14 protein-coding genes are annotated in these 14,297 nt (G+C 42.1%); 9 read left to right on the top strand and 5 right to left on the bottom strand.

The window, feature by feature from the left end; all coding sequences use genetic code 11:
• Positions 1-845: 845 nt before the first annotated feature.
• The 6 genes from ACOQOA_RS05115 to ACOQOA_RS05090 all read left to right on the top strand — a co-directional run bounded on the left by ACOQOA_RS05115 (position 846) and on the right by ACOQOA_RS05090 (position 5,820).
• Positions 846-1,202, top strand: a complete 357-nt coding sequence (locus tag ACOQOA_RS05115; RefSeq protein WP_420547571.1) for an NADH:ubiquinone oxidoreductase subunit NDUFA12 — start codon at positions 846-848, stop codon at positions 1,200-1,202.
• 166 nt (positions 1,203-1,368) lie between these two features.
• Complete coding sequence (locus ACOQOA_RS05110) at positions 1,369-2,052, top strand: MlaD family protein (RefSeq protein WP_420547570.1); 684 nt, start codon at positions 1,369-1,371, stop codon at positions 2,050-2,052.
• Complete coding sequence (locus ACOQOA_RS05105; protein ID WP_420547569.1) at positions 2,049-2,501, top strand: outer membrane lipid asymmetry maintenance protein MlaD; 453 nt, start codon at positions 2,049-2,051, stop codon at positions 2,499-2,501. Before ACOQOA_RS05110 ends, ACOQOA_RS05105 begins: the two co-directional genes overlap by 4 nt.
• Before the next feature lie 74 nt (positions 2,502-2,575).
• Complete coding sequence (locus tag ACOQOA_RS05100; RefSeq protein WP_420547568.1) at positions 2,576-2,965, top strand: DUF2155 domain-containing protein; 390 nt, start codon at positions 2,576-2,578, stop codon at positions 2,963-2,965.
• Between the two features lie 91 nt (positions 2,966-3,056).
• Complete coding sequence (locus ACOQOA_RS05095; protein ID WP_420547567.1) at positions 3,057-4,394, top strand: NAD(P)/FAD-dependent oxidoreductase; 1,338 nt, start codon at positions 3,057-3,059, stop codon at positions 4,392-4,394.
• A 136-nt stretch (positions 4,395-4,530) separates the two neighbouring features.
• Positions 4,531-5,820 (top strand): NAD(P)/FAD-dependent oxidoreductase, encoded by a 1,290-nt coding sequence (locus ACOQOA_RS05090; RefSeq protein ID WP_420547566.1) that lies wholly within the window; start codon positions 4,531-4,533, stop codon positions 5,818-5,820.
• Between the two features lie 66 nt (positions 5,821-5,886).
• Here the strand turns inward: ACOQOA_RS05090 and ACOQOA_RS05085 are convergent, their stop codons facing one another.
• Positions 5,887-7,908 carry a methyl-accepting chemotaxis protein gene (locus tag ACOQOA_RS05085; protein WP_420547565.1) on the bottom strand — a complete coding sequence of 674 codons (2,022 nt, stop codon included), beginning with the start codon at positions 7,906-7,908 and terminating at the stop codon, positions 5,887-5,889.
• 118 nt (positions 7,909-8,026) lie between these two features.
• Complete coding sequence (gene aat / locus ACOQOA_RS05080; RefSeq protein WP_420547564.1) at positions 8,027-8,701, bottom strand: leucyl/phenylalanyl-tRNA--protein transferase; 675 nt, start codon at positions 8,699-8,701, stop codon at positions 8,027-8,029.
• A 130-nt stretch (positions 8,702-8,831) separates the two neighbouring features.
• On the opposite strand from aat, the gene ACOQOA_RS05075 reads away from it, so the two are divergent.
• Positions 8,832-9,209: a hypothetical protein gene (locus ACOQOA_RS05075; protein WP_420547563.1), complete on the top strand. Its 378-nt coding sequence runs from the start codon at positions 8,832-8,834 to the stop codon at positions 9,207-9,209.
• 53 nt (positions 9,210-9,262) lie between these two features.
• Here the strand turns inward: ACOQOA_RS05075 and accC are convergent, their stop codons facing one another.
• From accC to aroQ, 3 genes are read right to left on the bottom strand one after another with little or no spacing between them, the layout of a single operon-like run.
• The gene (gene accC, locus ACOQOA_RS05070; protein ID WP_420547562.1) at positions 9,263-10,603 is read right to left on the bottom strand and encodes an acetyl-CoA carboxylase biotin carboxylase subunit; all 1,341 of its coding nucleotides are present in this window, start codon (positions 10,601-10,603) and stop codon (positions 9,263-9,265) included.
• Between the two features lie 31 nt (positions 10,604-10,634).
• Entirely contained in the window at positions 10,635-11,108 is a 474-nt protein-coding gene (gene accB, locus ACOQOA_RS05065) for an acetyl-CoA carboxylase biotin carboxyl carrier protein (RefSeq protein WP_420547561.1), read from the bottom strand.
• A gap of 50 nt (positions 11,109-11,158) precedes the next feature.
• Positions 11,159-11,605: a type II 3-dehydroquinate dehydratase gene (gene aroQ, locus ACOQOA_RS05060; RefSeq protein ID WP_420547560.1), complete on the bottom strand. Its 447-nt coding sequence runs from the start codon at positions 11,603-11,605 to the stop codon at positions 11,159-11,161.
• Positions 11,606-11,888: 283 nt separating this feature from the next.
• Here aroQ and ACOQOA_RS05055 point away from each other — a divergent pair, with 283 nt between their 5' ends.
• Together ACOQOA_RS05055 and ACOQOA_RS05050 are read left to right on the top strand one after the other, a co-directional pair.
• On the top strand, positions 11,889-13,829 hold the full coding sequence (locus tag ACOQOA_RS05055) for a prolyl oligopeptidase family serine peptidase (RefSeq protein ID WP_420547559.1): 1,941 nt from the start codon (positions 11,889-11,891) through the stop codon (positions 13,827-13,829).
• 106 nt (positions 13,830-13,935) lie between these two features.
• Entirely contained in the window at positions 13,936-14,259 is a 324-nt protein-coding gene (locus ACOQOA_RS05050; protein ID WP_420547558.1) for a DUF1476 domain-containing protein, read from the top strand.
• The last annotated feature ends 38 nt before the right edge of the window (positions 14,260-14,297 follow it).

Raw genomic sequence — 14,297 nt, 5'->3', positions numbered from 1 at the left:
AATATAGTCTATTTCCTGATATTTTTCAGGAATTCCTGCCGTAAAATTTGCTATCCCCAGCAAAGTAATTTTAAGCAGTTTGGTATTCTCATCGACCCAGAGCCCCTCGCACAGCATATTTATGTGACAATATTATGACGCTGCCTACTATATCTGGGTGTGATTTGGAATATACACACAAAATCCAGATGATCAAAATGAATTCGGAAAAAAAACGAATTCTTAAGTTTTATTTCAGACTTAAATATTCACAAGTATTCATTACTTGAGATGCAGGAGAAATTATTTTGAAATTGGAATAATTATAAGGGGTAGGAATCAGATCAAGAAATATGGAGTCTGACTTTGATTTTTAAGTATAAAATTAAACTGGAAATCGATATCAATTTAATTGATCATTTCGGGTTAAAAACGAAAAATGTAAAGGAATTTGGTTTTGGCTACATTTGAAGTTAAGCAGAAAAAAAGCCTTATCTTTCATGCTGTAAGCTTAAGAACTGAATGTAAGTATAATTTAAGTGTTGCTGAGATGTGAGAGAATAGTTTTAAAAGTATTGTTTAAGGGTTTATTATTATTTGATTATTTATGATTTTTATATCGTTTTTTGTATTTAGCGAGAAAGAATAAAAAAAAGATTAGTTATTTTCATAATCAAAGCCAATTTTCGAAGAATCACACTTCTTTTTACAATATTTGAGGGATGAGTCGTTTTAATCTAGTGGATTAATTTGCAAGAATCTTAGCGCTAGATATGGACGAAACGAGTGTGATATGTATTATGCAGCGATAACAGATATTAATCAGGATCGAAGTTCCGGTTCAGTTAACTATGGAGCAGCCAAAAATGGCGAATGCAATTACTAAGGTGATCACTTGGTTCAATGGGGAACAAGTAGGCAAAGATTCTTTCGGGAATCTTTATTATCAGCAACGTAAATCTTCTAAAGGTCGTCGTCGTCGCTGGGTTATCTACAATGGTAAGGATGAGGCATCGGCAGTACCTGCAGAATTTCATGCATGGTTGCATTACACAATTGATGAATTTCCATCTAATCCAACACCACGCCGTCCATGGATGTCTGAACATGAACCGAATCACACAGGTACCGAACTTGCATATCGCCCGCCAGGGCATGTCTTGCAAGGCGGACATCGTGAAAAAGCGACAGGTGATTATCAGGCATGGTCTCCAGAAGGCTAAAGCTTGGAGTAACCTGTAAGAATTACGGTCACAGGAAGCTTAGGAAAAAGAAAAATATATAGATAAGTCTTTTTTCTTTTAATATTTACCAAGTTCGACTTGGACTGACGGCTTTGATATTTTATGATCAAAGCCGTTTTTATTTTAATGATTATGTTGGGCTTACATGAAAACGGAAAACCTGCATACTTTGGTCGGCGCAGGGGTGGTAGCTGCTTCCCTTGTTTTAGCGACTTTATGGATGGGCAATGATGATACAACTTCCGATGAAGAAGGCTATCGCTTAACAGCGACTTTTTCCAAAATCGATGGCATTGGTATTGGCAGTGAGGTTCTACTGGCTGGTATTCCAGTCGGTGTGGTCATTGCTGAAGAGATGAATAACAAAGATCATCAGGTAAAATTGACATTGAAAATGGATGATGAGATAGAATTACCGATTGATAGCGGGGCACAAATTGCCAGTAACGGTATTTTTGGATCTAAATATATTAGTATTAATGTCGGTGGTGAATTTGATGTCCTCGAAGACGGTGATGCATTTGAGTTCATTCGTGATTCTGTCATTTTTGAAGAAGTTTTTGAGCGCGTAATCCAGATGGGCGAAGCAGGCTATGAAAAAAGAAAAGAAGCCGCGGCAAAAGTAAAAGAAGAAAATTCTTCAGCTAATATATTTGCAACTGATCCATCTTTATTCGGGGATGAAGATGCGAACTCTGAAAGTTCGGATAGCGTTGATGACCTTTTGGATGATCCGTTTGGTGCCAATATATTCGAACAAGATTTCTCTGATGAGAAAGAAACAAAAGAACCACCAGTAAAATCCGATGAAGGGGATGGACCGGTATGAAACGACATGTGATTGAAACATTGCTTGGTGGATTGGTATTATTCGCTGCTGCTGCTTTTCTATTTGTAGGTTTCTTGAATGTTGAAACAGGAAGCACAAGTGGACATCTGGTTGAAGCACGCTTTAACTCAGTGGATGGTTTAACAGTTGGATCCGATGTGCGTATTGGTGGGGTGAAAGTTGGAACGGTCACCAAACAATATGTTGATACAAATTCTTTTGAAGCCGTTGTGAAATTTACGGTAGATGATGAAGTTGAATTACCAAATGATTCACAAGTCTTGATTTCAAGCAATGGCTTGTTAGGTGGTAAATATCTTCGAATTGTGCCGGGGCATAGTGATGCCGTTATCGGTGATGAAGGGGAGTTGGAAAATACCAAAGACGCTTTGTCGCTTGAAGATCTATTAGGTCGCGCCATCTTCCTTGTAACTGAACAAGCGGAATAAATTTCTTTAAGTCATAAAATCTCCATAATCCTTATTCATATAGTTAAGGATTAACGTAATGTGGTTTGAAACATATGATTAAATATCTTCTGAAATCTGCAGTGATTTTGTCTACTAGCTTGCTAACCATACCTGCTTTTGCAGTAGAACAGCCAATTGCTGTGTTGCAAGGTTTAGATAAGGTAACAGCCCGTGTATCAACCTTTGAAACACGCCTAGATGAAGAAGTAAAATTCGGTGCAATTAGCATCGTGGTGCGTCATTGTGATCGCACACCACCAGAAGAAGCTCCAGAATCTTCTGCCTATCTGGAAATCAGCGAATCTAAACGTGGTGAAGAAACCCGTGAACTATTTAAGGGATGGATGTTTGCGTCAAGTCCCGCTGTTTCTGCGATGGAACATCCGGTTTATGATATCTGGGTGTTAGAATGTAAGGCTGAAGCGTCGTCTTTAGCTGAATGATAAAAACGCAAAAAAAATAATTTGATCACATTTTTATTTTCCTTTAGCCTCGGCGGATTAAATAATCATTTAGCTCGTTTGGGGAGGCGAAATGTCCAATCTATTCCACAAATCCATGTATGCACGAAAAGATGTCCCTAGTTATTGGGAGGAAACCGTGCAGCCAAGGTCGGATTTGGGAAAGCCACTTGAAGGGGATGCAGCTTGTGATGTGGCGATTATTGGTGGTGGCTATACCGGTCTTTCAGCAGCCATGAATCTGGCTAAAGACAGCAATATGAAAGTTGCTGTTTTAGAATCAGGTCCCATGGGGTGGGGGGCTTCTGGTCGTAATGGCGGTTTTAACTGTTTGCCTGCGACCAAGATGTCTACCAAGCAAATGATTAAGAAATACGGCGAAGATGAAACCAAGAAATTCTGGGCGCGTCAGTTGGATGGTGTTGCTTATACTGCAGAATTGGAAGCAAGTGAAGGTATTGATTATGACCGACAAGGTGATGGTAATCTAGAGGTCGCCCATCGTCCACAAGAGTTTGACGGATTACATGATTATGCGGCAACGCTGAAAAAGTTTGGCATTGACAGCAAGGTTATGACCAAACAAGAATTTGCCGAAGTAGGATATGATAGCGAAGAACAATTTGGTGCTTTGCATATGAAAGCTGGCTTTGCTTTAAACCCCTTAAAGTTTGCACTTGGCCTAGCACAGGCTGCGGAAAAATACGGCGCGACCCTATATCCCTATTCACATGTAGATAACTGGACGAAAGAAGGGGCAACCCATGTCCTGCGAACAGCTAAGGGGGCGTTACGTGCAAAAAAAGTCTTGATTGCCACAAATGGGTTTTATCAAGATGGGCTACAGAAAACGATGGATAAGCGAATTTTGCCTGTGATTTCCAACATTATCACAACACGACCTTTGACGGATGATGAGTTGGCAGCGCATAACTGGCAGGTGGAAGAGCCGATCTGTAATACGCGCAATTTACTATTCTATTTCCGTAAACTGAAAGATAATCGTTTGATGCTTGGCGCGCGTGGTGATTGGACGGGCCGCCCGGATGATGCGGAACGGATGAAACAATGGATGGCGGAACGTGTTTATGAGGTTTTCCCTCATTGGCGTGGTGTGGAAATTAGCCATTATTGGCGTGGCTTTGTCTGCATGTCCATGAAGCTAGCTCCGTCCATGGGATATGACCGTGATGACCCCTCTATTTATTACAGCTATGGCTATCATGCCAATGGGGTAAATACAGCCCCATGGGCCGGAAAAATGATGGCAGAGATCATCGCAGGCAAAACCACAGCCGATGAAGCTATTCCCGTTGTGATGCGTGGTCATACGCCGCGTTTTCCATTTGCAAGTTTGCGTGTTTGGTATTTGCGTGCTGCTGCTGCTTGGTATAAGTGGAACGACGATTAGACCATACAGATTTTAAAGAAGTAGAATTGGCCCATCCTTCGTGGTGATCTGGCTCTATGAATTTTTATATGTTACTGTATGAATGTGATCACATTATGCAGGTCTTGTAGATTATTCCAAATAACAGAGGTGAATTATGACGCATCCACAACATACAGGTTCTTATTATGCAGCGACTGCGATTGGTGATGAGCCGCGTCCAAAGCTGACAGAACCTATCAATGCGGATGTTGTTGTGATCGGTGCAGGCTTTACAGGCTTATCTTCGGCACTTCATTTGGCTGAAAAAGGCTATAAGGTTGTGGTCTTGGAAGCTCAACGTATTGGTTGGGGCGCGTCTGGCCGTAATGGTGGTCTGGTTTGTACAGGGCAGCGTAAAGGCCAAGACGAGCTTGAAGAAATGCTGGGTGAGGTGAATGCCCGCCTTCTTTGGGATTATGCTGTCGAAGCAAAACAGACACAGCAAGGCCTTATTAAAAAGCATGATATTAAATGTGACTATAAACCGGGTATTCTAACTTGTGCTTATAAAACATCCCATAATGAATGGATGGAAGAAGAAGTCGATTTCATGCGGGAAAAATATGATTATCCGCATATGCGTTACGTGGATAAGAATGAGCTGCATGACATGCTGGCTACGCCACAATATCATGGTGGTATACTGGATATGGATGCAGGGCATCTTCATCCGCTAAATTATGCGCTTGGTTTAGCACGTGCAGCCGAAGAAGCAGGCGTTAAAATATACGAAGACAGCCCCGTTACAAATTTACAAACTGTCACAGAAGACCATTCTGCCAAAACCGAGTTTGGTGAGGTGAATGCTAAGTTTACCGTAATCGCGTGTAATGGATATCTAGGCAAGTTGGACAAACGTGTGGCGCCAAAGATTATGCCGATCAATAATTTCATGGTAGCAACAGAACCATTAGGTGAAGAGGGGGCACGTGCGTTAATCCGGGATGATGTGGCTATTGATGCGACAAAATTCGTTGTGGATTATTATCGTTGTTCTGCTGATCACCGATTATTATTTGGTGGTGGTGAAAACTATTCTAGTAAGTTTCCAGCTGATATTAAGACATTTGTGCGCAAATATATGTTGGAAGTCTTCCCACAATTGAAAGACGTGAAACTTGATTACGGATGGGGTGGGACATTAGCAATCACCCTGAACCGTATGCCGGCCTTTGGACGATTAAAGAATAACTGCTTTTATGCATTAGGTTTCTCTGGACAGGGCGTGTTGTTAACCACGATGGCGGGCAAGGTCATTGCAGAAGCCGTTTCCGGCACTGCAGAGAGGTTTGACGTCTTTGCCGACGTACCGACCCCAAATTTCCCGGGCGGGACATTGTTACGCTATCCGGGGCTTGTTGCCGGTATGTTATATTATTCTTTAAAGGATAAGCTAGGCAGTTAAAACTCGTTTAACGTTCTTAGATACAAAAAGAAAAGACATCCAGATTTGGATGCCTTTCTTGTTTTTTTATGAACCTAAACGATGAAGTTCATTATCCAGCTTCGCAAGGGTGAGATCATCAAGATCATCAAAGGAAGCCCTGATACTGCCATCATCATTATGACCACGAATACGCGTTGGAAGTTCCATGCTGACACCGTCAATCTTGGCTGTACCTTCTTCGCCCTTCTCAATTGGTTGGCTAGAAGTGAGCAACATACCGCTATTGGAAATGTTGGTAACTGTTACAGCTACTTTTTTACCACCAAGATCTAGTTGAGCCTGAATAGAAACATCATAACGTTGGTTGCTACGACCACTTGTTGCTTTGCCAGCTTCATCCAAAATAACCTTCAACTCTGTGCTTAGGTTACTTATGTTTTCGCTTAGGCTAGCAATAGTCGTTTCAATACGTGAAGATTTATCTTTGGTGCTTTCAGCTTCGGTCGCAACTTCCACTGTACGTTCTGAAACTTCTTGTGCCACCTGTGCACTTTTCGCAACGGAAACACTGATTTCATCAGTTGCTTCTTGTTGTTGAGAAATAGAATCAGAAATTTCCTGACCAATTGCATCCACTTCTTCAATCGCTGTATCAACTTCATTTACCGCATCGACAACTTTCTGTGTTTCACCACGTACATTTTCGATGTTGTTGGAAATGGTTTCTGTCGCTTTTGATGTTTGCGATGCCAAAGATTTCACTTCGCTTGCCACAACCGCAAAGCCTTTACCAGCTTCACCTGCGCGGGCCGCTTCGATCGTTGCGTTCAAGGCAAGTAAGTTTGTTTGTTCTGCGATTTCGTTAATCAAAGAAACAACTTCGCTAATTTCAGAAACTGTACCAGAAAGTGCCTGAATTTTCTCTTTCGTGGAAACGTTCGCATTTACGGCCTTGTTAGATACATCACGGGATGCAGACATTTGATCTGTAATGGTACGAATGGAAACAGCAAGTTCTTCGGTCGCCGCAGAAACTGTTTGTGCCATACGGTTTGATTCATCCGCTGAATGGCCCACTGTTGTTGCATTAGAACTTACAATTGCACTGGAATCACGCATTTCAGCCGCCACATCCATCATTTCCTGTGCCTGAGCTTTAATGGATTGAACAGATTTGTCCATCTGAGTTTCAATAGCTGTCGCCATATCACGAAGCGCCTGATTACGTTCATCTTCCGCAACGCGTTGTGCTTGGCGTTGTTCTTCTTCCAATGCACGTACCTTAAGCGCATTTTGTTTAAACACATCTACAGCTTGGGCCATTTTTCCGATTTCATCTTTACGACGTAAAGAACGAATTTCTGTATCTAATTCTCCATTCGCAATAGCTGTCATGCTTTGGGTTAGATTATTGATGCCACGTGTAATATTACGGCCAATGAATACGCCAAGGCCTAAACCAACCACGATACAAATACCACCAAATACGAACATCAAGACGATGCCGGATTTTTCATCCTGAAGGGCATGTTCTGCAGATTCTTCGGTGAAGGCTTCGATTTCAAAAAGAAGGGCTTCCAGTTCTTTTTCAAGGAAAACCTGTTTATCTTCGATATCAAGGATTAGGTCATGGGCTTCTTTGCCGATCTCACCACCGCTTTTAATGATATCAAAGACTTTAAACGCTTCATCTTCATAAATCTTATGTTGCTTTTCAACTTCAACCAAAACTTCAAGAATATGTTCAAATTCTTTTTTACTTTCTGCAGTTAAAGCATGATCAATGGCACCTTTGGCAAGTTTCTCACCGATGAGGATTTCTTCATCAACTTTATGTGCCAATTTGGTGAAAGTATTACTGTCACGATCAAAATTTGCGCCATCTTTGACACCAGCACTTCGAAGGGCACGTTCTAACATAACGGCTTGCTCTAGTTGGTGGATGGTGATTTTGGTCACGATCTCAGTTAACGGAATATCTTCATGTGCTATTTCTTCCAGCTCATTACCCACAGATGTCATTTTGACGATACCTGTTGTGGCGATGGTGACTGAAGTGACAAGAACAAGAAGAACGATCGTATAGATCTTTAAGTTCACAGACATATATTAAAACCCATTTAAACGCTGTTATAGTTGTAGTTTTTTTATTTCTTACATTAGAGCAGCCTGATCCGCTTTTAAAACTATAGACTTAGTCCGTCAGGTTGAAAAGAAATAAAAATTATATTTGTGAGGCTTTTATGTTTTGGCGGCTCAACTTATTCACGAAATCAACGGCTTCGTCCTTTTCATAGTTGCGCGCAAAATTTGTCGGAATACGAAGGGCATCTTCCAATAAGTCTCTATATTCATCCCGTGGGATTTCTTTTGCCCCAAATTGTGAAAGATGATCGGTGATGAATTGGGTATCTAATAATGTATATTCTGCACTAACCAGTCGACTGATCAAATGGACAAGGGCAATCTTACTGGTATCGGCGGCACGACTGAACATGCTTTCTCCGAAAAAGGCGCCTCCAAGGGACACACCATATAGACCACCCATCAAATTTTCCCCATCCCAAACTTCGACAGAATGGGCACAGCCTTTCATATGAAGGGAGGTATATAAATCAAAGATGGAATTGTTAATCCAGGTTCTTGGACGTGTGGTGGTTTCTTCTGCACAACCTTCCATCACCCCGACAAAATCCTTGTTGAAGGTGACATTATATTTCTGTTGGCGGATTGTCCGTTTCAGACGACGTGGGACATGAAATTCGTCAAAAGGAATGACACCGCGCATACGCGGATCAACCCAGAATAGTTCTTCGTCATCGCGGTCTTCGGCCATGGGAAAGACACCGACAGCATAGGCTTTAATAAGAACTTCTGGTGTTATTTCAAAGGGTTCCATTTTGACTTTCTCTAGTCTCTCCATCCATATTTGATAGAATTAGTATACCCGATTCACGTTTAAAACCCTAGATTTCTTTTTGACGACAAATTATGATTGTGAAAATCTTAATAAAAAACAGGGGCAAAAAATGCCATATAAAGTCGATTTCGACGGATCAGGGATGGTTATAATATTTGACGGAAGTAGCGATCATTTGGACCTCAGGAAGGCCAATGAAGATTGCTGGGAACATCCGAATTTTCATAAATCGAAATATCAGATTTGGGATATGTCAAAGTCATCTGGGGTCTTAATTTCCAATGAAGACGCGCTCATAACTGCCAAGTTTGACAATGCTGCATTCGGACAATTTAGATTTATGAAAATCGCGATTATTACGACTGATCCAGATATCATTAATTTCACAGAAGTTTATCAACAACATGTGGATGCTGATAAAATACAATCTCGTATTTTCGATACTTTTTCAGACGCACAAAGATGGGCGCAAGATTTCAATATATAAAAGAAAAGGCCGTTCAAAATGAACGACCTTAAATCTTTGAAAATCAATAAAGCTTATTTTAAGCCCATCAATTTTTCCAACCAGTGAATGTCATAGTCACCTGATTTGAAAGCGTCTTCATGGATGAGCTTTTGATGAAGCGGGATGGTGGTTTCAATACCACCAATCACATATTCACCAAGGGCACGATCCAGACGTTTCAAACATTCTTCACGGCTATCACCATGGACGATCAACTTGGAAACCAAACTGTCATAATATGGTGGGATGGAATACCCCGTATAAAGATGGCTATCAACACGTACACCAAGGCCACCCGGTGCATGATAATCGGTAATCTTACCAGGGGAAGGCATGAATGTTTCAGGATGCTCAGCTGTAACACGGCATTCGATAGAATGACCGTTTAGCTTGATATCTTCCTGTTTGAAGGAAAGCTTTTTACCAGCAGCAACACGGATTTGCTCACGCACCAAGTCAACACCACAAATCATTTCTGAAATAGGATGTTCCACTTGAAGACGTGTGTTCATCTCAATGAAGAAAAATTCGCCACGCTCATACAAGAACTCAATTGTACCCGCACTTGCATAGCCCATTTCAACCATCGCATCAGTAACCGTTTTACCGATTTTTTCACGTGCCGCTTGATCCAAGGCTGGGGACGGTGCTTCTTCGATTACTTTCTGGTGACGACGTTGTACGGAACAATCGCGTTCCCAAAGATGGACGCAACCGCCTTGACCGTCTGCGATCAACTGAACCTCAATGTGACGAGGCTCGCCCAGGTAACGTTCCATGTAAACAGCATCATCACCAAAGGCAACTTTCGCCTCTGTCCGACAAATGTTGTACGCTTCTGCAACTTCATCGATGGAATTGGCAACTTTCATACCACGGCCACCACCGCCAGAGGCAGCTTTGATAATCAATGGGAAGCCAATTTCTTTTGCCAGACGAAGAGCATCTTCTTCGCTATCAACTCCACCGTCACTCCCTGGTACGACAGGGATACCAAGACGTTTTGCAGCTTCTTTCGCTTCAATCTTATCACCCATCATACGAAGATGAGCAGGGGATGGGCCGATCCATGTGTGACCATGTTCAACAACCATCTCCGCGAATTCGGCATTCTCGGACAAGAAACCAACACCTGGGTGAATTGCATCTGCACCTGTGATATTTGCAGCTGTCAAAATAGCTGCTTTATTCAGGTAAGATTCCGCAGGGGAAGGTGGGCCAATACATACGGCTTCGTCTGCAAGACGGACATGCATTGCATTTTCATCCGCTGTGGAATGAATGGCAACAGTCTGGATGCCCATTTCCTTACAGGCACGGTGGATGCGAAGTGCAATCTCACCACGGTTTGCAATCAGTACTTTTTTAAACACCGATAAATCTCCAACTCATTGAGGGGGCTGATTACTCGATAACCACCAATGGCTGACCGAATTCGATAGGTTCTGCATTTGCAACAAGAACCGCTTTCACTGTACCAGATTTTGGTGCTGGAATCTGGTTCATTACTTTCATCGCTTCAACGATCAGTAATGTCTGACCTTCTGTTACCGCATCACCTTCTTTTACGAAGTTTGGTGAATCAGGATTTGCTGCCAAATAAGCTGTACCAACCATTGGGGATTTTACCGCACCAGGATGGTTTTCCATAGATGCAGGCGCCGCTGCTTCAGCAGCTGGTGCTGCTGCAGGCGCTGCAACTGGTGCTGGTGCTGCTGCTGCCACTGGCGCACTTGCCATAACAGGTGCAATTGCAGATGCTTTGCTCAAGCGGATAGAATAGTCGTCATGAACGATTTCAACCTCGGCAAGGTCCTTTTCATTCATCATATCAGCTACTTTACCAACGCTTTCTGCGTCAAATTCGAACTTACCCATGACTTTCCTTTTTCGTCTTTGTCATTAATTCCATCCATTTGGATGGTTTTCTATTTTTGCAGATGAGCCTTAATCGCATCCATTGCCATGTCATATCCAAATGTGCCAAATCCGCATATCATTCCAACAGCCACAGGACTGATGAAAGAATGATGACGAAATTCTTCTCGCGCATGGATGTTTGACAGATGTACTTCAATCACAGGAGTTTCACTGGAAAGAATTGCATCATGAATAGCAACAGAAGTATGTGTATAAGCCCCTGCATTTAACAGGATACCGTCGTAATCGTTTCTGGCTTGTTGAATCCAGGTAACGATATCACCTTCCATATTGCTTTGCTTACATGTCACTTCAAGACCAAGGCTTGTTCCTTTTTTCTGGCAGCGGCTTTCCACATCACTCAAACTTTCAGACCCATAGACTTCCGGTTGACGCAAACCCAACATATTTAGGTTTGGTCCATTGATAACCAGAATTTTCGGAGTGGAGGACATGAGGTTTACCTCTTGTATACCTGTCAAAAGTAAAACGATCACTTTATGTGGTTACATAAAGCCAGTTCATGCTTAGTCTTATACGCAACATATACGCATAATGAATGGGTTATAGCAGTGGTTCGCACCATGTTAAAGCCCGAAAAGCAGATTTAAAACAAATACTCGCCACAATATTTCCATACTTGATTTCTATCTATTCAACTGGAACAGTAGTAAAAAGAGATTCTGTTCTTTATGTTAAGATTATCTTCTTCCTTTTTCTATTCTGGAAAGCATTGAAATGACAAAGAAAATTGCGCCTTATGGCAGTTGGGTTTCCTCAATTACAACTGAGTTGATGACACAGGGAGCTGTCGGGCTTGGTCAGGTTATGTTTGAAGGAAATGACCTCTATTGGCAGGAAGGGCGTCCAAGTGAAAAAGGGCGTGGAGCCTTAGTGAAAGCGGGTGTTGAAGGCGAATCGCCCAAAACCATTTTGCCAGAACCCTATAATATGCGTAGTTGGGTACATGAATATGGTGGCGGTGCCTACACGCTTTATGAAGGTAAGGTGTATTTCTCTGATCCTGTTGAACAAGCAATTTTATGTGGTGATTTAGTTACAGGCGAAGTTAATCAGGTAATTGAAAGTAGTAAGATCGGTTACGCTGATTTCCAAATGGATAAACACCGGGATCGTTTGATCTGTGTTTCTGAAGAACGTCATCTGGAAGATCATGAACCGACAGCGCGTTTGTCGGCAATTTCTTTAAATGGAGAAATGGTGCATTTAATCAAAGGCGCAGATTTTTATTCGTCTCCGCGTCTTTCTGAGGATGGATCGAAACTTTGTTGGATTGAATGGTCGCATCCGGACATGCCTTGGGATGCGACAAGATTAATGCATGCTCATATCAATGTAGATGGCTCCCTTGAGCGAATAGAGCAAATTGCGGGTGGCGAAAATATATCCATCGTACAGCCAGAATATGCAAAAGACGGTCAAATCTATTTCGTGTCCGATGAAAGTGGATATTGGAATATTTGTAGCTATAAAGATGGAAAAATTACCCAATTCCCTCTGGCGGGTGATTGTGCTTATCCACATTGGGTTTTTGGTATGCGTAGCTATGATTTATTGGATGGTGATCGCTTAGTTGTGGCCAATTCAGTTAAGGGAGATTGGCGTTTAAGTATACTTACAACAACCTCCGGCGAATGGGATCACCTTGATTTACCATGGGTTACATTTGATTCCGTTGTCGCGAAAGGCGATAAAGTTGCGTTTAACGGTGGTCGTGCAGATGGCCCAGATGAGATCATCTTGCTTGATCTGGCGGATGGGACGCATGATGTTTTAATGGTTTCTGCGAATTTGGATATAGAAGCTGAAGGTATATCAAAAGCTGAAACAATTGTTTTCCCTACTCAATCTGGTCCAAATGGCGAAGAGCGTGTTGCATATGCGTATTTCTATCCGCCTGCAAATGCGAATTATGAGGCATCAGCTGGTGAATTACCTCCTGTCATTGTACGAAGTCATGGCGGACCAACAGGGCAGTCTATGTCTGCGCTTTCGTTGAAGTATCAATATTGGACCAGCCGTGGTTTTGCAGTGCTTGATGTGAATTATAGTGGAAGCACTGGATATGGACGTACATATCGCGATCGCTTAGCAGGGAATTGGGGCGTTTTAGATGTCATTGATTGTGAAAATGCCGCAAAATATATGGTTGCTCAGGGAAGAGTCGATAAAGATCGCCTCATTATTGCGGGAGGTAGTGCTGGTGGCTATACAACGTTAGCAGCATTAACATTTACAGATACTTTTAAAGCTGGATGTAGTTCTTATGGTATAGGGGATTTGGCCATGTTAGCACAAGATACTCATAAGTTTGAAAGCCGCTATATGGACAAGCTTGTTGGTGTTTGGCCAGCAGAGGCAGACATCTATAGAGAACGTTCCCCCCTTAATCATACAGAACAATTAAACTGCCCTGTTCTTTTCCTTCAGGGGGAAGATGATAAAGTTGTACCACCAAATCAAGCAGATCAAATGTCTGCAGCCCTGCGTCAGAAGGGAGTACCTGTTGCCTATGTTCTTTTTGCAAAAGAGGGGCATGGTTTCCGTCAAGCCGAGAACATAAAGAAAGCTATGGAAACTGAGCTATCTTTCTATGCGCAGGTTTTTGGAATTTCTTTACCTGCGGGTAGTTATCAATGTGAAATTGATAACCTTTAATTTTTTCTGCGTAACTGACTTATCTCAAAGACTTAGTAGGGTTTCTTCGTAAATTATGATATAGTTATAAATACGTGATTTGAACCTTTTAGGGACGGAGACAGATATGAGCGGTTTTGAAGATAGAGAGCGCGCTTACGAAGATAAATTCAGCCATGATCAAGAAATTGAATTTAAGGCTGCTGCGCGTCGTGACACTTTGGTTGGGATGTGGGCAGCAGAACAACTTGGCATGAGTGAAGCGGAAGCAGAAGCATATGCACGTTCAATATTTGAACTGGATATGGAACGCAGAGGTCTTGAAGTTGTAAGGGATAAAGTACATGCGGACCTTGAGGCAGCTTCCATCGATATTTCTAAATATTTAGTAGAAAAAAAGATGACAGAACTTATGGAAGAGGCGCGCCGAGAAATAAAAGCAGGTGAATAAGACTTTTAAGAGTATGAAAAGAGAAGAGCTGAAAGCTA

The organism is Curvivirga sp., assembly GCF_965219885.1.
GTDB lineage: Bacteria > Pseudomonadota > Alphaproteobacteria > UBA8366 > Aestuariispiraceae > Curvivirga.
The sequence above is the reverse complement of the archived record's forward strand: the minus strand, read 5'-3'. Positions and strand labels throughout refer to the sequence as shown.

Excerpts from the sequence above, each read along its gene's own strand:
- ACOQOA_RS05115 (WP_420547571.1), top strand. The coding sequence starts at position 846 with ATGGCGAATGCAATTACTAAGGTGATCACTTGGTTCAATGGGGAACAA.
- ACOQOA_RS05110 (WP_420547570.1), top strand. The coding sequence starts at position 1,369 with ATGAAAACGGAAAACCTGCATACTTTGGTCGGCGCAGGGGTGGTAGCT.
- ACOQOA_RS05105 (WP_420547569.1), top strand. The coding sequence starts at position 2,049 with ATGAAACGACATGTGATTGAAACATTGCTTGGTGGATTGGTATTATTC.
- ACOQOA_RS05100 (WP_420547568.1), top strand. The coding sequence starts at position 2,576 with ATGATTAAATATCTTCTGAAATCTGCAGTGATTTTGTCTACTAGCTTG.
- ACOQOA_RS05095 (WP_420547567.1), top strand. The coding sequence starts at position 3,057 with ATGTCCAATCTATTCCACAAATCCATGTATGCACGAAAAGATGTCCCT.
- ACOQOA_RS05090 (WP_420547566.1), top strand. The coding sequence starts at position 4,531 with ATGACGCATCCACAACATACAGGTTCTTATTATGCAGCGACTGCGATT.
- ACOQOA_RS05085 (WP_420547565.1), bottom strand. The coding sequence starts at position 7,908 with ATGTCTGTGAACTTAAAGATCTATACGATCGTTCTTCTTGTTCTTGTC.
- aat (WP_420547564.1), bottom strand. The coding sequence starts at position 8,701 with ATGGAACCCTTTGAAATAACACCAGAAGTTCTTATTAAAGCCTATGCT.
- ACOQOA_RS05075 (WP_420547563.1), top strand. The coding sequence starts at position 8,832 with ATGCCATATAAAGTCGATTTCGACGGATCAGGGATGGTTATAATATTT.
- accB (WP_420547561.1), bottom strand. The coding sequence starts at position 11,108 with ATGGGTAAGTTCGAATTTGACGCAGAAAGCGTTGGTAAAGTAGCTGAT.
- aroQ (WP_420547560.1), bottom strand. The coding sequence starts at position 11,605 with ATGTCCTCCACTCCGAAAATTCTGGTTATCAATGGACCAAACCTAAAT.
- ACOQOA_RS05055 (WP_420547559.1), top strand. The coding sequence starts at position 11,889 with ATGACAAAGAAAATTGCGCCTTATGGCAGTTGGGTTTCCTCAATTACA.
- ACOQOA_RS05050 (WP_420547558.1), top strand. The coding sequence starts at position 13,936 with ATGAGCGGTTTTGAAGATAGAGAGCGCGCTTACGAAGATAAATTCAGC.